Raw genomic sequence first — 22,910 nt, forward strand, 5'->3', positions numbered from 1 at the left:
GTGATCACTCCCTCGTGTAGCTGCGGCACGGTGTCGTGTCGGCGCCGGGCGTCCCAGGACACGACCTGTCCTGCAATCCTAGGCGGCGTATCGGAAAATATGTCAATTATAGTTTTGACAAATGTTCGCACCGCGGCGGATCCCGTCGCGGCGCCGGAAGTCGAAAGCTGGGGTCACCGTGGACCGTTTCCAGGGCCTGGTGGGGATCGTCCTCATCCTGGGCATCATCATTCTCCTATCCCGCCACCGCACCGCGATCAAGTGGCGCACCCTGGCGGTGGGACTGCTGTTGCAGGTGGGCGTGGCGCTGCTGATCCTCAAGTGGGGTCCGGGCTACGAGGCCCTGAAATGGTTCTCCGGCCTGGTCCAGGGACTGATCGGGTTCACGAACGAGGGCACGCAGTTCGTCTTCGGCGGGCTGCTCAGTGACAACAACGGGTTCGTGTTCGCGCTCAGTGTGCTGCCCGTGATCATCTTCCTGGGTGCCGTGATCGGTGCGTTGTACTACCTGCGGGTCATCCAGGTCTTCGTGCACGTGTTGGGCACGACGCTGAACAAGATCATGGGCACGTCCAAGATCGAGTCCGTGTTCGCGTCCACCGTGATCTTCCTGGGCCAGAGCGAGGCACCGCTCATGATCAAGCCGTACCTGAGCAAGCTCACCCGCTCCGAACTGTTCGCGTGTATGACCGGTGGGTTCGCCGCCGTGGCCGGATCGACCCTCGTGGGGTACTCCCTGCTGGGCGCACCGCTGCCCTACTTGCTCGCCGCGTCTGTGATGAACGCCCCCGGTTCCCTGCTCGTGGCCAAGGCCCTCATGCCCGAGACCGAGACCTCCGTGGCCTCCGTGAACACGCTGAAGGTCCGGGACACCGAGTCCAAGAACCTGATCGACGCGATCGGCAACGGCGCCATCAGCGGCGGCCGGATCGCCGTGATCGTGGGCTGCCTGCTGATCGCGTTCATCGCGCTGATCGCCTTGGTCTCCGCCGTGCTCGGCTGGATCGGCTCACTCTTCGGTTTCGAGGGCTGGTCCCTCGAGGGGCTGTTCGGGATCATCTTCGCGCCGCTCGCGTGGGCCCTGGGCGTGCCGTGGCAGGACGCCGCACAGGTGGGCAACTTCATCGGCCAGAAGACCATCCTCAACGAGTTCGTGGGCTACACCGCGTTCGGCCCGGAGATCCCCAACCTGGATCCCCAGTCCGTGCTGATCACCACGTTCGCGCTCGCGGGCTTCGCCAACCTGTCCTCGATCGCGATCCAGATCGGTTCCATCGGCGGGCTGGCCCCGGACCGGCGCGCGGACGTGGCCCAGCTGGGCTTGTTCGCCCTGCTCGGTGGGTTCCTCACGAACATGCTCAACGCCGCGCTCGTCGGCGTGATCATGGGGCTGTGACGTGGCTGCACGGCCGGTGACCGGAGCGCCGTCGTGGACCTGACCGCGCGGGACGTCCAGTCCCTGGAGGCGGCCCGGCTCTACCACGAACGCGGCCTGTCCCAGGCGGAGGTGGCCCGGACACTGGCCATGTCCCGCCCCACGGTGTCCAAACTGCTGCAGCACGCGCGCGAGCGCGGTTTCGTGAGCATCGAGATCCGGGACCCCCGCACGGTGTCCACGGACGTGGGGCGCGAGCTGTGCTCCGCGTTCGGGCTCGCCCAGGCCACCGTGGTGGCCGATGCGGAGACCGAGCACGAGTTGCTGCACAACCTGGGTGTCGCCGGGGCGCGGATGCTCGAGGAGAATGTGGCCGACGGCGATCTCGTGGGCATCACGTGGGGTCGCACCATGCGCGCCGTGGCCCAGGCGCTGACCCCCCAACCGCGTAGCGGCGTGCACATGGTCCAGCTCAAAGGCGGCAGCAGCCTGGCCTCACCGGCGGCGGGGCACTTCGAGACCGTGCGGATGTTCTGCACCGCGTTCAACGCCTACCCCCACACGCTGCCCCTCCCGGCGCTCTTCGACAGCCCCGAGGTCAAACGCCTCGTGGCGCAGGACCGGCACATCGAGTACGTCCTGGACCTGGGCCGCAGCGCCCGGGTGGCGGTGTTCACCGTGGGCTCCGCCGGACCGGACGCACCCCTGCTCGCACGCGACTACCTGACCACCGAGGAGCGGGAAGGGGTCGCGCAGCGCGCGGTGGGTGACCTGTGTTCGCACTTCATTGACGACGCCGGCAACCCCGCCGTGCCCGAGCTCGACGCCCGCACCGTGGCCATCCCCCTGGACTCCCTGCGGCACAAGGAGATCCGGATCTGCGTGGCCGGCGGCGCGGCGAAGACCCCGGTCCTGCGCGCGGCACTGCGGGCCGGATACGTGTCCCACCTCGTCACCGACGAACGCACCGCCCGCACCGTCCTGGGCTGAGCCGGCGGCGCGGTTGTGGTGGGACCCGCATGGTTCGGCGCGATCCCGGCCGGGTCGACCTGATCCCGGCGGTGTCGGCCCGAGCCCACCCGTCCCGGCCCCATGGCGCGCAGTTGCTCCGCGCGCGATCACTCCCCGTATGACGCCGCCCGGGCCGGATCACTGCCGCGCGCGCGGCTCCCCCAGGATCTCCCGGGCGATGGCGTCCGCGTCCGCGATGGTCCGGGCACCCAGGTGGGCCGGTGCACCGGCCTCGGCCGCGATCGACACACCCCACTGCACCGAGGACAGTTGCAGACCGATCACGTGGATGCCGGGTTCCACCGCGTCTTTGTCCCCCACGGCGCGGTAGACGAACGAGCCGGCCGCGGCGTCGTCGTCGTGGGCACCCCGCGGACGCTCGCGCGAGACGTCCAGACCCGTGCTCGTCTCGGGGCTCGCGCCGTCGCGCGTCTCCATGAGTTTCGCGCGCACCAGGCCGCGCTCGTGCATGTGCGTGAGCAGCGGGGAGATGTTGCGGTGGACGTCGTTACTCGGGGACATGGCCTCGATCATCCACCGTGAGCGCACGGGTGCCGCCTCGACCCACGGGGACGCGGCCACGAAGTAACCCTCGGAGCGGTCCACGACGAAGCGCGGTTCGGGGCCCAGGAACCGCACGATCCCTGCGCGGGTCAGCGCGGCGAGCTGCTGGATCCGCAGCACGGGCGGTCCGGAGGCCAGCCCCTCCACGAAGGGTTCGAACTCGCGCTGCAGCTCGTGGACCCAGGACGAGTCCGAGATGCCGATCTCCGCAAGGACGCACTTGAGCACGCTGCGCGCGGCATTGAGGGACGCGATCGCCATCTTGACGGGATCGTCCTCACCCTGCAGGGACCCGTGGACGTCCCGGTCCAGGTAGTGCACCACGGCGGCCGCGTACTCGTCGTGGCTCGCGAAGCTCACGTCTTCGAAGGGCCGAGCGAGCCGGGCCTGCTGCAGTTGCCGCCCGGGGACCACCGAGTCCGAGATCAGCGCGTCGCTCTTGCGCGCCCAGTTCACGTCCGTGCGATCCGTGAGGATTTCATCCAGCCGGTCCAGGAACGCCCGGGGGTCCCCCAGGAACGCGTCCGGTGCCGTGCGCGCGAGCACCACGTAGTAGTTCCACACGGCGTCCTTGCGGATCAGGGGTCCGAGTTGCCGGTCGAAGGACAGCTCGCCGGGGCTCGAGGCCGCAACGTGGCGCACCGCGTCCACGGTGAAGAAGCGGGTCTGCAACGACGCCGCGTAGTACCCCCGGAGCCGCGGCTTCGCCCGATACGGCGTTCCGCGACGCGAGCCCGCCACGATCTTCGGTTCCCGTCCGGAGGGGTGGTACACCAACCGTTCAGGGTTGTCCAGATCGGTCGTGAAGCGGCCTCCCCGCCCCTCGGTGAGCTGGGCGAGCGCGTCGCAGAAGTTCAGGCCCATGCCCCGCACGAGCACCGTCTCGCCGTGCGGTAGATCGGGCCACGCGGCGTCCGCGGGCACGGTGGGCGGCCAGTACGTCAGTCCGTGTTCGGCGGCGCCGTCCACGAGTTCCTTCTGGGACGGACGCAGGTGCGCGTCCAGGTGGCCCAGCGCGAGCACGACAGCGTCCGCGGGCAGCACCACACCGCCCGCGAGTTCCACGGAGTAGCGATGACGCCCGTCCGTCCTGACCCACGCGTCCACGGCCTCGGCGCGGTGCACCGTGAGCTCCACGGTGCGCGGCAGGTTCTCCCGCAGGGTCGCGAAGACCCACGCGAGGTAGCGCCCGTAGGTGGCGCGCGGCGGGTACCCCTGCGGGGTCAGCCGCGCGAGTTGGTCGCGTTGCTCGTCCGTGAGCGGGCTCACCGGGGTGATCTCCCCGGCGACGACGCCGCGGCGCCACCGTTCGAAGCTCACCCCCCGCAGGGGCTCCAGCGCGGGGACTGCCAATGCGCCGTCGGCGGCGATCACGGTGGGGAAAAGAGAAGGGGTGTTCATGAGGAACAGCTCCGACTGGTCGGTGCGCCACACGTGCCCCGGTCCGGGAGGGAAAGGATCCACCAGGTCCACGTGGACGCGGATCCCGTGGGCCGCGGAGTGCGCCGCGAGCCGTTCCACCACGGACAGGCCTCTGGGGCCCGCTCCCACCACCACCACGCGTTGCTGAATCACCACGTCCTTCAGGATAACGAAGGGTGACCCCCGTTCGGGCCGGGCATGAATCCGACGTGGACGTCCGGCCGGTGTCGCGCTCGAGTGCTCGACGGACCGACCAGTACACCACCCGCGGGCATGCCGCGGGCCTGGCGGAGCGCTCCCGATGCGCATGTGCACGCGCTCGTCTGTGACCGTTACCCTTACAGGGGCCCGGCCCCGGAAGGCCCGCCCGACCCCGTCCGCTCCAACGCTGGGAACCTCTCCATGTCCTCTGCCGCTCCGGCCGAACCACGCACGCTCGCCCCCCAGGGCACCACCGGGACCATTGCGGTGCTGCTCGTGGCCGCGTTCGTGGTGATCCTCAACGAGACCGTCCTGAACGTGGCGCTGCCCCACATCATGGGAGACCTGCACGTGGACGCCGCCACAGTGCAGTGGGTGACCACGTCCTTCATGCTCACGATGGCCGTGGTGATCCCCACCACCGGGTTCCTGCTACAACGCTTCAGTACCCGCGCGGTCTTCGCCCTGGCCATGGGCAGTTTCGCGGCCGGGACCCTGCTGGCCGCGCTGTCCCCGAGTTTCGGGGCGCTGATCGCCGCGCGCGTGATTCAGGCCTTCGGCTCGGCGATCATGCTCCCGCTGCTGATGACCACCATCCTCATGCTCGTCCCCCAGCAGCGCCGCGGGGTGGTGATGGGCAACGTGTCCATCGTGATCTCGGTGGCCCCCGCCCTGGGTCCCACGCTATCCGGGTTGATCCTGGCGCACTTCCCGTGGCGCACGGTGTTCTGGTTCGTACTGCCCATCGTCCTGCTGGCCCTGGTGATCGGCCTGCTGCGGTTACGGGACGTGAGTGAACGCGGGAGCCTCACACTGGACCTGCTGTCCGTGGTGCTGTCCGTGCTGGGCTTCGGTTCCCTGGTCCAGGGCCTGTCCGTGGTGGGGGCCGCCGGTTCCCACGCCGGCACCGAGTCCGGCTGGCTTTCCACGACCGCCGGCGGTGCCACCGTGCTCGCGCTGGGCGTGGTCCTCGTGGCCCTGTTCGTGTGGCGGCAGATCCGGTTGCAGCGCAAGGACCAACCATTCCTGGACCTGCGCACGTTCCGGCACCGGGACTTCACGGTCTCCGTGGCGGTGCTCGCGCTCGGCATGATGGCGTTGTTCGGCGGTGTGATCGTGTTGCCCCTCTACCTGCAGACGGGCCGCGGGCTGGACACCCTGCAGACCGGCCTGATCCTGCTGCCCGGTGGGCTCATCATGGGTCTGCTGGGACCGCTCGTGGGTCGGTTGTTCGACGCGTTCGGCCCCCGCCCCCTGGCTGTTCCCGGCGCCGCACTGCTGACCCTCGTGATGTTCGGCTTCTCCCGGTTGCAGTCCGACACCCCCGTGTGGTGGATCGTGACCCTGCAGATCTCCATGTCCGTGGGGCTCGCGCTGATCTTCACGCCCGCGTTCACCTCCGGGCTGAACCCGCTGCCGCCGCAGTTGTACTCGCACGGTTCCGCGACGCTGTCCACGTTGCAACAGGTGGCCGGCGGCGCGGGCACGGCGTTGCTCGTGGGCGTCCTGCAGGCCGGCACCGTGATTCATCGGCAGGCCGACGGCACCACCGTGACCGATTCCATCCCCGGCGTCCACGCGGCATTCGTCACCGCCACGGTGATCGCGGCGATCGCCCTCGTGCTCACGTGCTTCATGCGCCGCTCCACCCCCACGGAACTGACCCGCGTGGGGGACGACGCCGCTCGGTAATGTCCCCGCGCGGATGCCGCAGCGCTGTCGTACCCCGCCCACGAACCGCCCGAGAACATCCGAGGCCCGAAAAGGCACGCTGCCAATCGGTCGCGTGCCCTTTCGGGCCAGAAATGCAGCGGGTGGATCACCGCGGGACGGTCACTTGATGCGGGTGACCTTGACACCCCCGCGCGGGGTCCAGGTGTACTGCGTGCGCTCGCCCGTCCTGATGTTCTGGAACCGCTGGTAGGCGCCGGTGGACGTGCGGACCTCCGGGGAGATCGGGTACCCCGCCTTGGTCTCGTACCCCTTGCGGACCCAGACCCGGCCGATGCCCGAGCTCTCGACGATCGGTTGCGCACCCGTGCGAGCGCTCCACAGGATCTTGGTGGTCTTGCCCGAACGCGGGTCCACGAAGCTCTGGTAGTAGCCTCCCGTGGCGGTGCGCTGCTCGTTGGTGAACGGGATGCCCACCGCGCGGGCACCGCCCAGGCCCTCGTGGCGCGAGCCGATGCCCGTCCACGTGCGGACCTCGCGCACCCCGGTGCGGGAGGACCAGTAGAGCTTGGTGGTGCGCCCGTTCTTCACGAAGTGCTGCACGACGCCGCCCACGCCCGTGTCCCGCTCCCCGGTGGTCGGATTGCCGTAGACGCCCGCCCCACCGTGGGACTTGTAGTACGTGGCGATCGCCCCGCGCGCGGTGGGCGCCACCGCGCGGGCGGCGCGCACCGCGTCCACCTTGCGGTAACCGTTCACGTTCACGCCGGTGTCCCGCAGGGTCTTGCGGATGGCCTCCACGCCGATGTTCGGGTTGCGCTCCTTCATCAGGGCGATCACCCCGGACACGTGCGGCGCCGCCATGGACGTCCCGCTCAGGTCCCCGTACGAGGGCGCGCCCAAGCTGAACGCCCCCGTGTTGACCGTGGACCAGATCGGCGCGTTGGTGTCCCCGCCCGGGGCTGCGACGTCCACCATGGGCCCCCAGTTGGAGTAGCCGGTGATCCGGTTCTGGGACGACGTCGCGGCGACCACGATCGCGCCGCCACAGTTGGCGGGGGCGGCGAGATTGGCGCTCTTGCCCGCGTTCCCGGCCGCGACCACGAGCGGGACCCCGATCTTGTGCATGCGGTTGACCGCGTTCTGCATGACGGGTGCGCACGTGGGAGCGTCCCACGCCTCGGAGAGGTTCACGACCTTGGCGGGGATCGTGTTGCGCGGGACCCCGGGGATGGCGATGCCCGCGGACCACATCACACCGTCCGCGATGTCCGAGATGTACCCGCGGCCGTCCGCTCCCAGGACGCGGGCGTGCTGGATCCGGGCGTCCGGGGCCACCGCGGCGATACCCGTGCGGTTGTTGGTGTGGGCCGCGGCGATCCCGGCCACGTGCGAACCGTGCCACCAGTTGGGCCGCCCGGGGCTCCAGTCGCCCTCGTCCTGCGGGTTGCCGTCCCGGCCGTTGCCGTCCCGCGAGTGGTACAGGTCCGAGAGGAAGTCGTACCCGCGCACCGTGCGCTGAGTGAGGTCCGGGTGGTTGATCTGGCCCGTGTCCGCGATCCCGATCACCACGCCGTTACCCGTGCCGTGCGACCATGCGGAGGGCACACCGATGTTGCGGGGACCCCACTGGTAGTTCCAGTAGCGGTCGTTCGGGGCGGACGCCGCGTGCGCCGCGAGCCCGTTGACCACGATCAGGTCCGGTTCCGCCGATTCCACGGCGGGGTCCTTCTCGAGGGTCTCGACCACCGCTTGCTGCTCCGCCTTGTCGAGCATCGTGTCGGATTCCACCACCTGCTCGGCGTTGCCCGTGGTCTTGACGATCTCCGGATCCTCGATCTCGGTGGACGTCCCCACCTCGGTCAGGACCTCTTCCTTCTGCGCCTCGGGGACGTGGTCCTTGAACTTCACGACGATCCGGTCGGTTTCCGCCAGGACCTTGCCCTGGGCGCCCGTTCCTCTTCCGAGGGATTCGACGCCGCCCACGGTCGGGGGTTTCGTCTGGGCCTGTTGTTCCGGGGTGGGTCCCTCCGGGGGTGCGGCCGCCGCGGGTGCGGCCGTGGCCAGCAACAGCGCGGAGACGGACAACGTGAGAAGTGTTCGTGCGGAGCGTCGTGGCATGATTTCCCCCTCGGGAATCAGCTCGCGGAGGCGGGATCAGCACCGGATCGAGGTGGCTGACGCCCGTGGACGGGAGCACCGGACTGCGAATGCCACGAACTTTACCAATGTAAATATCGCGGGGGTACCCCCGATACGAACGAGGGCCCCACATGACATGCGGGGCCCTCGACATTCCGCGGAGACGGGGGGATTTGAACCCCCGGTCCGGTTTAACCCGGACCCTTCATTAGCAGTGAAGTCCATTCGGCCGCTCTGGCACGTCTCCGTGTCGTTCGTGATGCTCTGTTCCATGAGAACGAGCTCATCCCAAAACAACGGACGTCAGCTTATCGGCACGGCGCGCAAGCGGTCAAAGCGGCGGGCGCGTCGTTCCCACCGGGATGCAGCGGCAGCACACCCCGGCGTGGTAGTCATAGTGCGGGGCGTTGTGCTCCGTTCGCTTCCGCCCGAAAGGTCTTCGTCCCGTGCGATCACTCGTCGTCACCGCGTGGTTCCCCGACGCGGAAACCCCCAGCCGCACCCCCTTCATCGTGGAGCACTGCTGGGCGCTGCAGGAAGCGGGCCAGGACGTCGCGGTGGTGCACGTGAACATCGGTCGACGCACGCGCACCACGGAGCAAGAGGTCTACCAGCGCATCCCTGTCACCCGCGTGTGGCTCGACGTGACGGATCCGCGCTCCTACGCGCACGTGACCCGCGTTCTCTCCGCCGGGCTGCGCGGCGCGGACGTGCTGCACACGATGGCGTTCTCCGCGGTCCTGCTGAGCGCACCGGCCTGGGCCGTGCGACGGCTGCCCTGGGTACACACCGAGCACTGGAACGGAGTGGTCAATCCCGCGAGTGTGAATCCGCTGTGGCAGCGGTTGGCATGGCTGCGGCATGCCTTGCGACTGCCTCACGCGGTCACGGGCGTGACCGCCGAGCTGTGCACCGAGATGGCGCGCTTCTCCCGCCCCGGGGCGACCCACGTGGTGCCGTGCGTCGTGGAGAACCCTCACCCGGCCGCCGAGTTCCCGGCGAGCCCGCCCCTGCGACTGGTGGGCGTGGGGGCACTCATCGATCGCAAACGCCCCGTCCTGGCGTTGGAGACCGTCGCGGAACTGGTGCGCCGCGGAGTGGACGTGCACTACACCCTGGTGGGCAAGGGCCCCCTCATGGAGTCCCTCCCGGAGACCGCCCGTGAGCTGGGCATCGAGGACCGGGTCGTGCTGACCGGGGCGGTCCCCCCGGCGGAGATCGCCCAGCGGCTCTCCGACGCGCACATCTTCTTCCTGCCGAGCGCCCAGGAGAACTTCTTCACCGCCGTCGCCGAGGCCATCGCGGCCGGTCGGCCCGCCGCGGTCCCCCTGAGCGGCGGGTTCGACGACTACTGCACCCCCGAGAACTCGGTGCTCACCCGCAGCTGGGACGTCCCCGTGCTCGCGGACGCGATCGAGACCGCGCGGGACCGCTTCCGTGAGGCCGATCCGGCCGCCATCGCCGCCACCGTGCGCTCCCGGTTCTCCCGCGCGGAGATCGGTGCGCAGTTCTCCCGCCTCTACCGTGCCGTGACGCGGGATGCGTCCGGTCGACACGCGAGTCGATAAACTCCAGGATGTGACATCCTCCCCCACCTCAGGCTCCCCCTCTCGGCGGTGGCGGGGAATCCTCTTCCCCCCACCGAATCACGAGAACCGGGACAACCCCATCGGTTCGTCGTTCGCGTTAACCGTGATCGCCGTGTTCGTGCAGGGACTCTCCCGTTTCGGATACAGCCTGCTGGTGGGCAACATCCTGGGCAGTGAGATCCTGGGGCGCGTCAACCTGGCCATCTCCCTGGCCCTGTTCCTGGTCCTGCTGTGGCCGCAGGCCTCGGGCAACGCGGCGGCCAAGTTCATCGCCATGGCGCGCGGTCAGCAACACCGCGAGGAGCAGTTGTCCGTGGCGGTCTACACGTCACGCACCGCGGCCCTGGCCTCGGCGGTGCTGGCCGTGGTAGCGGTCGTGGTGGCCACGTACTTCCTGCACCTGCCCCCAAGCTACGCGCTGTCCGCGGGCCTGCTGGTGATCGCGCTGTCCGCCTACAACTTCGTACGCGGTGTGCGCACCGGCAACAACCAGTTCGTGACCACGGCCGTGTGGGACTGCATCAGCTCGGGGATCACCCTGACCCTCCTGGTCGTGGTGCTGCTGGGTGGTTTCACACCGCTGCTGCTGGTGCCGCTGAGCCTGGGCTACCTGATCTACGCGATCCCGGGCTGGCCGCACCGTTCCGGCGGCCCGCTGCCCACATCCCTCAAACGGCAGATCAACTCGTTCACGGCGTGGGCGTCCATCAACATCCTCACCGCTTCGGGTCTGCTGCAGCTGTCCATGATGCTCGGCAAGCACTACGACACCCCCGCCGCGGTGGGTCAGTACTCCGCCGCGGTGAGCATCGCGACGCCGGCCAGCATGCTCTCCTCCTCCATGCTCGTGGCCCTCGCGCCGGCCGTGGCCCGCATGTTCACCGCCGGGGACATGGCCGGCATGAAACAGCAGCTCGATTCCATCCTGCGGGTCATGGTGCTCATGTTCCTGCCCGTGTTCGGCGTGGGCATCCTCTGGGCGCCGTACGTGATCCACGGGCTCTACAACGCCCGCGCCGAGGAGTTCACCGGGGCCGTCCCCCTGCTCATCGTCCTGTTCTTCGCGGTCTCCGCCACGAGCTTCAACGCCTCCAACTCGCGGCTCAACGGCGGGGAGAGCTGGGGGGTCCGCGCACTCGCGGCGTGCAACGCGCTCGGGCTGGCCCTGGGCGTCGCCACCGTCCTGTGGTGGGGTCCGCGGCTCGGTGTCATGGCCGCGGCCATGGGGTACCTGGTCGGCTGCCTCATCAGTGCGGTGGGGCCGCTGATCATTGTGTGGGTCCACGACCGCATGAAGTGGTCCGGTCTCATGCTCCGGGTGGTGTTGGGGTACGTGCTGATCCTGGCCGGGCTGTGGCTCGTGTTCACACATCAGGGCGTGCTCGTGACCGTCCTGGCGACCGTGGGATTCTTGGCGCTGTGGTGTGTGATCTCATGGCGTGATCTCGCACCGCGTGTGGACATGGTCAGGCGCAGGCTCCGTCGCGGCTGACCCGTTCGCGACGGCGGTCGGTTCAGTTCCGCGACCCTGCCGCGAGCGCCCAGCGGTAACGCAGGATCTGGACGGCGCTCGCGGCGACCACCCGCAGGGGTGCCTGCCGGCCCAGCACCCGGGTCCAGCGCTCGGTGAGCAGCGCGTCCGGCGTGGCGAAACGACGTCGCTCGGCCAGGGCCGTGAGCAACTCCTGTTCCCCCGTGCCCGGGGACAATAACCGCGCGACCCGCAGGTCCGCCCGCGAGAGCTGGTCCGCGACGTGCGGCGCGTACTGCGTCAGTTCGCCGAACACGGCGTTCGCCGACCGCGCGTAGGTGGCGTCCCACGCCCCCGAGCGCACGGCGTGTTCCAGAGCGGGGAAGAAGTTCACGCGGATGTACTTGAGGATGTAGGACCGCTTCAGCTCGTCCGGAACCCCTGCGAACCAGGGTTCGCGACCGAGATCCAGGGCGGCTGCCACGGTTTCTCGGATCGGGAGGAGCTGGCGCGAGACTCGGTCCGTACCATCCGCATGCATCAGCACCCCGGGGAGACCGGGCGCGAGATCGATCCGGTGTGCCCCCGCATAAAGGGCCATGACGAACGACTGGTCCTCACCCGTTCTCGCAGACTCGTCAAAGCGAGCCCCCGTGCGCCTGACCGCGGACATACGGATCAGTCCGAATGCCGTGCTGCGGTACCCCAGGCGGTCCTTCACGGGATCCAGATCCGAACGGCGCAACGGCCTGACGATGGGGGTGATGTCCACCCTCGGGTTCTCGTGGTGCTGGAAGGGCATGACCAGGTCGCTACCGCGCCGCTCGGCGATCCTGAGCCACCGGGTCACCGCGCCGGGATCCAGGGTGTCGTCGCTGTCCAGGAAACTGATGTAGCGGGCGCTGGTCCGTCGCAGCGCCTCGTTGCGCGGCACGGCCGCGGTACTCCCCCGGTCCTCGGACTCGATGACGTCCACCACGGCGCGTTGCTCGACGCTCACCATGGAATGCACTTGCTCGGCGGTGAGGTGATGCGCGACCGCCGTCACCCGGCACTGACCGGGGGCCGCACCGGGGGCCGCACGCAATGCCGAGGACACGGCCCGCTGCAAAGGCCGCGAGGTGGAATGGACCGGGATCACGATGTCCACGAGCGGCGGTTGCGGGTGTTCGACCATGTCGCAAGGATAATTTACACACGTTTCCCGTCGCCTGGGTGTCCCCTTAAGAGTGCCCGATCCATCCCACGGCGGCCCGATTCACGCCTGGGCGGCGAGTACGAACGGCAGCACCGCGTCCGCCCCGGCGTGGCGCAACTGCCGGGCCGCGACCGTGAGGCTCCACCGGCTGTCCACGAGGTCGTCCACGAGCAGCACGCTCGCCCGCGGCGCCCGCGCCAACTGTTCCGCGAGGGGCTCCGGGACCAGGAACCGGTCCCACACCTCGGCGAGCCGGTAGGCGCTGTTGCCGCCGTGGGAGCCGCGGGGGACGTCCGGGTTCAGTTCGAGCGAGCCCCAAAACGGCAGGTGCCCCGCGGAGGCGAGCCCGCGGGCCAGCGAGTCCACGAGCTGTGGGCGGGACAGTGACGGCATGGCCACGACCGCGGTGGGCCGTTCCTGCCAGTCCCACTGCGCCAGGACGGTGATGCTCGCGCGTCCCAGGTCCGCCGTGACCACCGAATCCACGGGATCGCCGTGCTCGTCCGAGCGGAAGATTTCCCGCAACCGCTGCCCCCATCCGAGATCGGTGAGCCGGGCCAGGGCGCGGCCGCGTTCGGCGCGTTCCGTTTCCGGGATTTTCCCCTTGGCCTGCAACCCCAATCGATCCATGCCGGTGGGCCACTGCGCGCGGGGTTCCACGGGGACACCGGCCCGGTGCAGGGCGGCGTCCGCGGCGGCGGAGGCGTCGGAATGCACGGTGGTGGGGTACCACGGCCCGGCGCACACGTCGCACCGACCGCACGGTTCCGCGGTGGCGTCGTCGAGCTGGCGGGTGAGGAAGCGCATGCGGCACTCGCTCGTGAACTGGTAATCCATCATGGCCTGCTGTTCCGCGATCCTGGCCTTGCGCACCCGCTCGTAACGCGGGGCGTCGTAGGTCCAGGGCCGGCCCGTGCTCTGCCAGCCGCCGGAGACCCGTTCCACCGCGCCGTCCACCGCGAGTACCTTGAGCAACAGCTCGAGCGGGGAGCGTTTGATGTTGACCCGCGGCTCGAGAGCCGCCACCGACAACGGGCCGCCGTTCTCCGCGAGCGCGGTGAGCACCGCGGTGGCCTTCTCCTCGGTGGGCATGGACGCGGTGGCGAAGTACTCCCAGATCTCCCGGTCCTCGCCGCCCGGTAGCAGCAGGACGTCCGCGGTGTCGGTCGCGCGCCCCGCGCGCCCCACCTGCTGGTAGTACGCCACCGGGGACGACGGCGCTCCCAGGTGCACCACGAAACCCAGGTCCGGTTTGTCGAAGCCCATGCCCAGCGCGGACGTGGCCACAAGGGCCTTGACCCGGTTCTCCTTCAGGGCGACCTCGAGTTCCTCGCGTTCCGCCGCGTCCGTGCGACCGGTGTAGGCCGCCACGGGATGGCCCGCCTCCGTCAGCGCTCGGGCAGTGTCCTCCGCCGCCCCGATGGTCAACGCGTAGATGATCCCGCTGCCCGGAAGCTGGTCCAGGTGTTCGAGCAACCAGGCGAGCCGTGTGGCGGTGGAGGGCAGTCGCAGCACGCCGAGCCGCAGGGACGCGCGGGACAGCGGACCGCGCAGGGTGAACACCTCGCCGCGGTACCCGGAGCCCACCCCGAGCTGCTCCCGGACGTCCTCGATCACGCGTTCGTTGGCGGTGGCCGTGGTGGCCAGTACGGCCACCGAGTCCGAGAGGTCCGCGAGCAGGTCCTTGATTCGCCGGTAGTCCGGGCGGAAGTCGTGACCCCAGTCCGAGATGCAGTGGGCCTCGTCCACGACGAGCAGTCCGAGCCGGGAGACGAGCTGTGGGAGTTGCTCGTCCCGGAAACGGGGATTGTTGAGGCGTTCCGGGGACACCAACAGGACGTCGATCTCACCGCGATCCAGTGCCGCGGAGATCTCCGCCCACTCGGGGGGGTTGGCGGACGAGATGGCCGCGGCGCGGACACCCGCGCGCTGGGCCGCCGCGACCTGGTCCCGCATGAGTGCGAGCAGCGGGGAGATGATCAGCGTGGGGCCGTAGCCCTGGGCCCGCATCAACAGCGCGGACAGGAAGTACACCGCCGATTTCCCCCACCCGGTGCGCTGCACCACGAGTGCCCGCCGGTGCTCCTGGACGAGTGCGGAGATGGCCTCGAACTGACCGGGGTGGAAATCGGCGTGCGGGTTCCCCGTGAGCTCACGGAGGTGGTGCAGGGCTCGGTCCCGGAGGGGTGCGGTGTTCGCGGGCGCGGTCATGACTCGAGTGTCCCAGCAGGTTCGGACACGCAGAAGCGACCGGAGCGCCCACCACGGCGCGAGGCGCGGCCCTCTGCATCAGGCCCCATGACGCGCCGGGTCGGGCGTACGACCCCTTAACGCGTTGCGTCCGCTGCGCCAGGACTCATTCCCCCGAAGGAGTCCATGCTGCGCAGCGGACGCATATGCCGGAGAACCGGCGCGGATCAGGTCCGCTCGAAGCACATGCCCCCCGGCATGAACCTCGTACCGTCGCCTCACGGGTGACCCGGACACACCACGCCCCCCAGCGTGGAACGCGTACGAATCCGTCATCGACGTGCGGCCCGTATTCCCCCCGGTCATGACCGCACATCACTGAATGTCCCGTGTTGCGACATGAATATGCTGACACGTCCGCACCAGGATTTCCAGCGGTCACCGCGTCACGCAAGACCCATCGCAGTTTTGTGGACAAACCAACTCAAGCGCATGTTCTCCCAGGTGGGAGGCCGATTCCCCGCTTCCATTGCGCGCAATCGACCGGACGACGGCGCTGATTCGTAGCGCAAAATGGGGACAGCTCGGACGCCCCAAATGCCCGTCATGGGGACCCGTGTCAGTGGTCGTCGTCCTTCTCGACCCGCTCGGCGTTCCGCTGACCCTGCGTCAACCGCTCGATGTCCGCGTGGCTGTCGAAGTTCGACCCGAGAGCACCGGCGATCGTGCCGAGCGAGGCAGAGAGCCACGCGATGTCCACGTAGTTGCTCAGCGAGGGAGAGACTCCGATCACGGATTGCATGTATCCGACTTCGATCACCACCAGAGCGGCCACGAGGATCCCCGCCATGAGCACGGTGTAGAACGTGAGAACCGTCACGAGCAGCGTGGCGATCGTGGAGGCGTTGTACATCGCGGCCTCCACGCGACTGCCGAGCCGCCGGGGCGGATCCCACAGGCGGTTGCTGAACATCAGCCACCCCACCATGGCCCCAACCGCCAGGAGCGAGATCAGGGCGAGCCGCCACGAGGGCAACGCCAGGGACATCTGCCAGATGGAGGAGTAGAACACGCCGAACGCGCCGGTGGCCGAGGCGGCCGCCCACATGCGCTTGAGCTTGGTGACGTCCTGGAACGGCTGGTTGGTGCGCACCATGCCCAGGACCAGGCGGATGCGACCTGGCCACCACCACGGCGACGCAATGAACACGGAACGCCCGGTGTCCACGTCCTGCTCGTGGACCACTCCGAAGCGCACACGCCGGTCCTGGACGTCCGGGAGGTCCTGATGGGCCAGGGTGTCCAGGGAGTCGAAGATGGCGCGTTCCAGTTTGATCGTGAGCCCCCGCCAGCCCAGCGCGGGCAGCGAGATGATCACGAGCCCGTCCTCGAAGTGCAGCTCCGCCATCTTGGGCAGCTTGCCCGCCCGCCGGGGGATCTCCGTGATCACGACCTGGAAATCGGCCTCACCCTCGCGGGACCACGCGCGCACGGCGTCCACGTCCAGGCTGTTGTCGGGGCGCAGGGGGATGGTCCTGTCCCGGCGCACGAGCTCGTAGTCCCCGAAGCCGTCCCCGCCGTGGCGGTGCTGCAATCGACTGAAGATCGCGGAGCACAGCCCGGGATCGGTGAAGACGTCTACGCGATAGGCCGGGTCCATCCGCCCCATGATCCCAGTCCGCCGGCTCGCCCCACAATCGACAGTGGGCTTACCGTTGCGTGACGCCCCCGTCCGCGCGGATCCCGGGCACACTGGTGCCATGGACATGACCGTGACCCGCACCGGCCCCGCTCGCCCGGCGGACGTGTGGCAGCACTACGAGCGCCTCGATCTGTGGACCGTGTGGGCTCCCCACCTCACGAACGTCCGCGCCGATTCCACCACCCTGGCCCCCGGCACCTCGGGCGTGGTCACGGCCCTGGGCGTGGTGCCCGCGGCGTTCCGTGTGATGAGCGTCCGCGCCAACCTGCATTCGTGGTCCTGGCGCGTGCGCGTGGGTCCCGTGACGCTGGAGCTCACGCACGATGTCGCTCCCACCCCGAGCGGCGGTTCCCGCGCGGACGTCAGGCTCCAGGGCCCCGCCCCCGTCCTGCTGGCCTACCGCCCGCTCATGGGCTGGGCGCTCGCGCGCCTCGTACGGGTCGGCCCGGCGCACTGAGCGCGACTCTGCCAGAGGCGCTGCACGCGGGCAGGTCCGGGGCGCCGAAGGCTGCTCGCCCCGGGCCCCGAATGCGAGCGGACACGGAAATGCCCCGCGCGATCGTGATCGCCACGGGGCACATGGTCTCCGGTTCCGGGAGGTGGTGCGCCCTGTGGGGCTCGAACCCACGACCCATGGATTAAAAGTCCACTGCTCTACCAACTGAGCTAAAGGCGCGTGCCCAGCCGCGAGTTACCGCCACCGAGCACGGCTACTCTACCGCAGCGCGGGCGCATTTCCAGTTCGGGAAGCGGCCTCCCGCGCGGCACCGACGGCAACCACGGGCGGGCCCAGCGGGCCGCACCGCGCGGCGCGACGAGCCACCGCGCCGTGGGCGAGCGCGCGGCGTCGTCGTCGACCGGGCCCGTCCGCAATATGGGACCCTGGGAGGAGACGACACCCGGGGCGTGCGCAGCCCGCCGCGGGGTTCCCGCCGAGCCTTCGAGGAATGACCCATGAGCACCGTCGCGATGTCCAAGCTGGGCCCCTCCCCCGTCACCGAGTACCTGCGCCGCGTGGTGGAGGACCTGCGCCCGCTGACGGACGGCACGGTGAACAATTCCGTCCCGGAGCTCGCGGCCGCGGACGAGAACATCGTGGGGATCGCCGTGGCCACCGTGGACGGCGCGCTCTACCAGGCCGGGGACACCAAGCTCGAATTCTGCATCCAGTCCATCTCCAAGGCCTTCACGTATGCCCAGGCGCTCACGGACCGCGGCCCGGAGGGTGTGTTCGAGAAGATCGACGTGGAACCGAGCGGTGACGCCTTCAACGAGATCTCACTGCAGCCGGAGACGGGACGCCCCGCGAACCCCATGATCAACGCGGGCGCGATCGCGGCGACGTCCCTCGTGCGCAACACGTCCCACGGCACGCGCATGGAACGGATCCTGCGGTTGCATTCCCGATGCGCGGGCCGGCAGCTGCGGATCAACAAGAACATCCAGTCGCAGGAGCACAAGGCCGGGGACCGCAACCGCGCGCTGGGCTGGCTGCTCGCGTCCCGGGGGATCATCGAGGGGGATCCCACCGGCGCGCTCGAGGACTACTTCGGCCAGTGCTCGATCATGCTCAACTGCGTGGACCTGGCCCGCATGGGTGCCACGCTCGCGGCCGGCGGGCGCAACCCCGTGACCGGCGAGCGCGTCCTGGACCCCGAGGTCGTCTCGGACGTGCTGTCCGTGATGAGCACGTGCGGGATGTACGACGACGCCGGGCGCTGGGCCATCCGCGTGGGCCTGCCCGCCAAGTCCGGGGTCAGCGGTGGCGTGGTGACCGTGCTCCCGGGGCAGCTCGCGGTCGCGGTGTTCTCCCCGCCCCTGGACCGCCACGGCAACTCCGTGCGCGGCGTGGCCGCATGCGAACGGCTCACCAAGGACCTGGACCTGCACTTCGCCCGCACGGAACGCAACGGGCACTCCACGGTGCGCTCCGAGTACACCCTGGCGGAAGCGCCGTCGTTGGTGCGGCGCAACGAGGCCGCCACCGAGGTGCTCGACGCGCACGGCGAGGACGCTCGGATCATCGAACTGCAGGGCGATCTGCGCTTCGCCGGGGCCGAGACCGCGGTGCGCACGGTGCGCGACGCCGCCCGCAGGTCCAGTTACGTGCTCGTGGACATCCGGCAGGTGGACGATATGGCCCGCTTCGTCCTGCCCATGCTCAGCCGCACCGCCGAACAGATCGAGAAGACGGGCCACCACATGGTTCTCGTCGCGGAGAAGAGCGGTGAGAACACGCGGAACCTCGAACACCCGCTCACGGTCTTCGCCACGCGCGCCGAGGCCCTCACGTGGGCCGAGGACCAGATCCTGGAGCGCTTCGGCGGCCCCGAGTGCACCCCGGACAAGGTGCACTCCACCCGTTCCGAACTGCTGAGCACGCTCGGCGAGGAGGACGTGGAGTGCATCCGCTCACGCACCGAGTCCGTGGACTGGAAGGCCGGGACCACGGTGTTGCGCACGGGCCAGAAGTTCAACGGCGTGTACATGGTCACGTCCGGCAACGTGGAGGTCTCCCGGCGCTCACCGCAGGGTGACCGCGTGGAACTGGAGGTGATCGGCCCGGGGATGAGCTTCGGTGAGATCGCCCTGGGTACCAATATGCGCCATCTGGTGAGCTTCACCGCGCTCACGGACGTCTCCGCGCGCAGGCTCTCCCCGGAGGCGATCCAGGAGATCGAGGAGGAGGACCCCCGGCTGGCCCTGCGGTGGTGGCGCGCGGTGTCCCAGCAGGCCCTGCTGCGCATCGAGGAACGCTGGCGTCAGCAGGCCGGGGAGACGCACACGGTCGACTGATCCGCCGAGCCCCGTGAAAGGTGCGCGGCGTACACTCGGGCGCATGTCCGAACGCCGCACGCATCATTCGCCCGTGAAGTTCTCCCCCGAGAAGTTCGACGCCCACGAGGGCGGCACGGACCCCGCCCGAGTGTCGGAGGCGGCCCACCTGGCCGCGCAGGCGCTCGTGTCGCGGGGCCGGGAATCCGCGGATCCGGTGGTCCACGATCGCCTCGTTCGGCTCACGGACGAGCAGGGTCTCGAGGGGATCGCGGAGATGTGGGCGCAGGCCCCCGCGGTGTCCCTCCCGGGTGCGCTGTGGCGGCTCTACGCGCTGCGCGCCGCCGCCCGCAAGGACCCCTACCGCATGGGCCGCTGGTTCGCCGCGGGCAAGCAGACCGCGCAGGTGTCCAACGTGGTCGCGGGCGTCGCGGACCCGCCCGGCGCGGAGGAGATCTGCGAGGTCGCGGACGCCATCCTCTCCGGCGCGTTCGACGGCGAGTTCGACGTCGCTCTCGAACGCTCCGCCGCGTTCTGCCGCGTGATCGCCACGGGCCAGGAACGCACGCTGGACATCTCGAGCCTCGGCGTGCGCGATCCGTGGCGCCGCATCCCCCGCCTGATCCGCACCGCGGAGGAACTCGAGTCCGCGGCCGCCGCGTGGCGCAGGGGTGCGCTCGAGTAAGGGACTGCCCCCGCGGGGCGTCCTCGTCCGGACGGACCGCTTTGCGGCGCCCCCGGGGTCGGGGATTATGATGGAGGCAGGTGTCGGGCCGTGGCAGCCCCGGGCTCCATCATTTAGCCGCTACGAGCGGCCTTCCGCCGAGAGGCGCTCCCGGTCCGGCACCGCCCCCTCAACAAGATCCACATGTCCCCCTGGTTAACTTTCGTTCGGTACAGTGACGGCCGAAAAGTGAACGGTTCGACGGGAGGACGAACGGATGGCCTTTCGGATCTTCCCGGAGGACGAGCGGGTGACCGAGCTCCTGGTCCAGATGTCCCAGTGCGTGGGCACCGCGGTGGATCAGCTCGCCGAACACATCGGGCAGATCGACAAGACCTGGCAGCGCCCCATCACGGACCTCCTGGACACCGAGGACCGCTGCACCAACCTTTACTTCTCCCTGATGACCACCACGCGCTCCTCGTACGTGGTGCCCATCCCGCGCCAGGACGTCTACATCCTGGGGCAGTGGCTGTTGCGAGCCGTCCAGTGCCTCGTGGCGAGTGCCGAGACCCACCAGCTGTACAAGCTGGAGCGGCCCACCTCGCACGCGACCGAGCAGCTCGCGGTGATCCAGCACATGTCGCTCATGACCACCAAGGCCATGGGCCGGCTGACCAGCTTGAACGAGCTGGACGACTACTGGTTCGAGATGATCCGTTTCACGCGCCAGGCCGAACGGACCCACCGGGTGTACCGCGCGAGCTTGCTGGAGCAGTTCAAGACGGCCCAGGCCATCCGCCGCATGGACGCCGCCCGCCAGCTCTTCGATGCCGCACGCGCCCTGGGCCAGGTCTCCGCAGAGGTGGGCCGGATCCTCGTGGCAGAGTCCTAACGCGCCGTGACAGAGTTACTGGCCGGCGTAGGCATCCTCCTGACCCTGGTCTTAACGGTCGTCAACGGTTTCCACGACGCCTCCAACGCCGTGGCCCTGCCCGTACGGTTCAACGCCCTGACACCCCGTGTGGCCCTGTGGACCGGAGCGGTGTTCAACCTCATGGGCGCCCTCCTGGTGGGGCTGGTCCTGGACCGGCTGATCTCGTTCGAGATCCCCATCCCCCTCAACGACGCGGGCGTGGTGGCCCTGTTGTGCGCCCTACTCACGGCCATCGGGTGGGACCTCCTCACGTGGTGGTGGCGCATGCCCACGTCCTCCACCGCCGCGATCGGCGGCGCCGTGGTGGGTGCTCTGCTCGGAGCACGCGCCGCGGGGCTCTACGACGAACACCTGGCCATGGGCTCCTACTTCTCCTGGAACGTGCTGCTCCCCCTGCTGATCTCCCCCGTGATCGCGTTCGGGCTCGCGTTCCTGCTGGTCGTGCCCATCGTGTACCTGGTACGCCACGAGACCCCGGGACGCGTGAACTTCCGCGCCGGGGTCGTGCAGGCCACGGGTGCCGCGGCCATCCACTTCGGACACGGGATCCAGCACGCCCGGCGCACGCTGTGGATCCTGTTGGTCCTCCTACTGATCGTGAACCCCAACCTCTCCCGGGACAGCATCCCCGTGTGGCTCACGGTGCTCGTGGGGGCGTGTCTCGCGTTCGGTACCCTGCTGGGCGGCTGGCGGATCTCCTACACCCTCTCCGCACGCATCGTGACGCTGGATCCCCTGCGCGGAGCGGCGGCGCAAACGGTGTCCGGCGCCCTGCTGTTCGTGGGGGGGTTCCTCTCCCCCATTCCGCTCTCTACGTCCCAAACCACCACCGCGGCGATCCTGGGCGCGGGTTCCGCCCAGAAGTTCCGTACCGTGTATCACGCCACCGTGCTGCGGGTCATCGCCTCGTGGGTCGCCACGGTCCCCGTGTGCGGCGTGGTCTCCGCCATCCTGTTCCTGGCGGCCTCCCCGCTGATCCAGGTCCCCGCGGCCTGATCCGTACCCGCGGTTCGCTCGGGGCACGCGTCACGATCGGGGCACGCGGAGGCTGACGACGTCGCACGGTGCGGGTCGCTGCGCGCTCCCGGTGCGTGCGTCGTCGTACCCCCGGGTCCGGCCGGAGCGCCGTCGTACCCCCGGGCGTGCACAGCGAACGGTGCCCTCCGAGACGGAGGGCACCGTTCGCGTGCGCGAGGACGCGGATCAGCCGAAGCGGCCGGACACGTAGTCCTCGGTGTCCTTCTTCTGCGGGTTGTTGAAGATGTCCGTGGTGGGCGCGTACTCGATCAGACAGCCGGGCTTGCCCGTGCCCTCGATGTTGAAGAACGCGGTCTTGTCCGACACACGGGACGCCTGCTGCATGTTGTGGGTCACGATCACCACGGTGTAATCGGTCTTGATCTCGTTGATCAGGTCCTCGATCGCGAGCGTGGAGATGGGGTCCAGCGCGGAGCACGGCTCGTCCATGAGGATCACGTCCGGCTTGACCGCGATTGCGCGGGCGATGCACAGCCGCTGCTGCTGACCACCGGAAAGACCGGAACCGGGCTTGTCCAAACGGTCCTTGACCTCGTTCCAGAGGTTCGCGCCGCGCAGCGAGCTCTCCACGAGCTCGTCCGCGTCCTTGCTCGAGATGCGCTTGTTGTTGAGCTTCACGCCCGCGAGCACGTTGTCGCGGATGGACATCGTGGGGAACGGGTTGGGGCGCTGGAACACCATGCCCACCATGGAGCGCACAGTCACGGGGTCCACGCCCTTGCCGTAGAGATCGTCCCCGTCCAGCAGCACCTTGCCCTGGGCGTAAGCACCCGGGATCACCTCGTGCATGCGGTTGAGGGTGCGCAGGAACGTGGACTTGCCGCAACCGGAGGGACCGATGAACGCTGTGACCGAGCGGGGTTCGATGTTCATGCTGACGTCCTGGACCGCCAGGAAATCGCCGTAGTAGACGTTGAGGTTTTCGACGTCGATTCGTTTCGACATGGGTGTGTTTCCTTA

At 69.2% G+C, this 22,910-nt stretch carries 16 protein-coding genes and 2 tRNA genes; 10 read left to right on the forward strand and 8 right to left on the reverse strand.

The genetic code is table 11. The features are described from left to right. Positions 1-121 precede the first annotated feature (121 nt). Together RF650_RS11140 and RF650_RS11145 are read left to right on the forward strand one after the other, a co-directional pair. Positions 122-1,396 carry a NupC/NupG family nucleoside CNT transporter gene (locus tag RF650_RS11140; RefSeq protein WP_242670477.1) on the forward strand — a complete coding sequence of 425 codons (1,275 nt, stop codon included), beginning with the start codon at positions 122-124 and terminating at the stop codon, positions 1,394-1,396. Between the two features lie 33 nt (positions 1,397-1,429). Further along, entirely contained in the window at positions 1,430-2,365 is a 936-nt protein-coding gene (locus RF650_RS11145) for a sugar-binding transcriptional regulator (RefSeq protein WP_368814931.1), read from the forward strand. 159 nt (positions 2,366-2,524) lie between these two features. Here RF650_RS11145 and RF650_RS11150 read toward each other — a convergent pair whose 3' ends face one another. Beyond that, entirely contained in the window at positions 2,525-4,528 is a 2,004-nt protein-coding gene (locus RF650_RS11150; RefSeq protein WP_110919346.1) for an FAD/NAD(P)-binding protein, read from the reverse strand. Positions 4,529-4,774: 246 nt separating this feature from the next. On the opposite strand from RF650_RS11150, the gene RF650_RS11155 reads away from it, so the two are divergent. Then, positions 4,775-6,265: an MDR family MFS transporter gene (locus RF650_RS11155; RefSeq protein WP_368814932.1), complete on the forward strand. Its 1,491-nt coding sequence runs from the start codon at positions 4,775-4,777 to the stop codon at positions 6,263-6,265. Between the two features lie 141 nt (positions 6,266-6,406). On the opposite strand, the gene RF650_RS11160 is transcribed toward RF650_RS11155, so the two are convergent. Continuing rightward, entirely contained in the window at positions 6,407-8,365 is a 1,959-nt protein-coding gene (locus RF650_RS11160; RefSeq protein ID WP_368814933.1) for a S8 family serine peptidase, read from the reverse strand. A gap of 179 nt (positions 8,366-8,544) precedes the next feature. Further along, a tRNA-Ser gene (locus tag RF650_RS11165) sits at positions 8,545-8,633 on the reverse strand. A 199-nt stretch (positions 8,634-8,832) separates the two neighbouring features. Here RF650_RS11165 and RF650_RS11170 point away from each other — a divergent pair. Together RF650_RS11170 and RF650_RS11175 are read left to right on the forward strand one after the other, a co-directional pair. After that, positions 8,833-9,954 carry a glycosyltransferase gene (locus RF650_RS11170; protein WP_368814934.1) on the forward strand — a complete coding sequence of 374 codons (1,122 nt, stop codon included), beginning with the start codon at positions 8,833-8,835 and terminating at the stop codon, positions 9,952-9,954. A gap of 10 nt (positions 9,955-9,964) precedes the next feature. Next, positions 9,965-11,467: a lipopolysaccharide biosynthesis protein gene (locus RF650_RS11175; RefSeq protein ID WP_368814935.1), complete on the forward strand. Its 1,503-nt coding sequence runs from the start codon at positions 9,965-9,967 to the stop codon at positions 11,465-11,467. 22 nt (positions 11,468-11,489) lie between these two features. On the opposite strand, the gene RF650_RS11180 is transcribed toward RF650_RS11175, so the two are convergent. From RF650_RS11180 to RF650_RS11190, 3 genes are all read right to left on the reverse strand, one after another. Continuing rightward, entirely contained in the window at positions 11,490-12,623 is a 1,134-nt protein-coding gene (locus RF650_RS11180) for a glycosyltransferase (RefSeq protein ID WP_368814936.1), read from the reverse strand. Between the two features lie 81 nt (positions 12,624-12,704). After that, the gene (locus RF650_RS11185) at positions 12,705-14,855 is read right to left on the reverse strand and encodes an ATP-dependent DNA helicase RecQ (protein ID WP_368814937.1); all 2,151 of its coding nucleotides are present in this window, start codon (positions 14,853-14,855) and stop codon (positions 12,705-12,707) included. Between the two features lie 598 nt (positions 14,856-15,453). Then, on the reverse strand, positions 15,454-16,494 hold the full coding sequence (locus tag RF650_RS11190; RefSeq protein ID WP_368814938.1) for a hypothetical protein: 1,041 nt from the start codon (positions 16,492-16,494) through the stop codon (positions 15,454-15,456). A gap of 100 nt (positions 16,495-16,594) precedes the next feature. On the opposite strand from RF650_RS11190, the gene RF650_RS11195 reads away from it, so the two are divergent. Next, positions 16,595-16,993 (forward strand): SRPBCC family protein, encoded by a 399-nt coding sequence (locus RF650_RS11195; RefSeq protein ID WP_368814939.1) that lies wholly within the window; start codon positions 16,595-16,597, stop codon positions 16,991-16,993. 143 nt (positions 16,994-17,136) lie between these two features. On the opposite strand, the gene RF650_RS11200 is transcribed toward RF650_RS11195, so the two are convergent. Next, positions 17,137-17,212, reverse strand: a tRNA-Lys gene (locus RF650_RS11200). 278 nt (positions 17,213-17,490) lie between these two features. Here RF650_RS11200 and glsA point away from each other — a divergent pair. From glsA to RF650_RS11220, 4 genes are all read left to right on the forward strand, one after another. Then, positions 17,491-19,332, forward strand: a complete 1,842-nt coding sequence (gene glsA / locus RF650_RS11205; protein WP_368814940.1) for a glutaminase A — start codon at positions 17,491-17,493, stop codon at positions 19,330-19,332. Positions 19,333-19,375: 43 nt separating this feature from the next. Then, positions 19,376-19,996, forward strand: a complete 621-nt coding sequence (locus tag RF650_RS11210; protein WP_035959140.1) for a hypothetical protein — start codon at positions 19,376-19,378, stop codon at positions 19,994-19,996. A 256-nt stretch (positions 19,997-20,252) separates the two neighbouring features. Then, entirely contained in the window at positions 20,253-20,870 is a 618-nt protein-coding gene (locus tag RF650_RS11215; RefSeq protein ID WP_368814941.1) for a hypothetical protein, read from the forward strand. A gap of 6 nt (positions 20,871-20,876) precedes the next feature. Next, a complete protein-coding gene (locus tag RF650_RS11220) occupies positions 20,877-21,908 on the forward strand; it encodes an anion permease (protein WP_368814942.1) in 1,032 nt (343 codons plus the stop codon). Between the two features lie 207 nt (positions 21,909-22,115). On the opposite strand, the gene pstB is transcribed toward RF650_RS11220, so the two are convergent. Beyond that, positions 22,116-22,895: a phosphate ABC transporter ATP-binding protein PstB gene (gene pstB / locus RF650_RS11225; RefSeq protein ID WP_368814943.1), complete on the reverse strand. Its 780-nt coding sequence runs from the start codon at positions 22,893-22,895 to the stop codon at positions 22,116-22,118. Positions 22,896-22,910: the final 15 nt, after the last annotated feature.

The organism is Kocuria sp. CPCC 205297 (genome assembly GCF_040981035.1).
GTDB classification, from domain to species: domain Bacteria; phylum Actinomycetota; class Actinomycetes; order Actinomycetales; family Micrococcaceae; genus Kocuria; species Kocuria marina.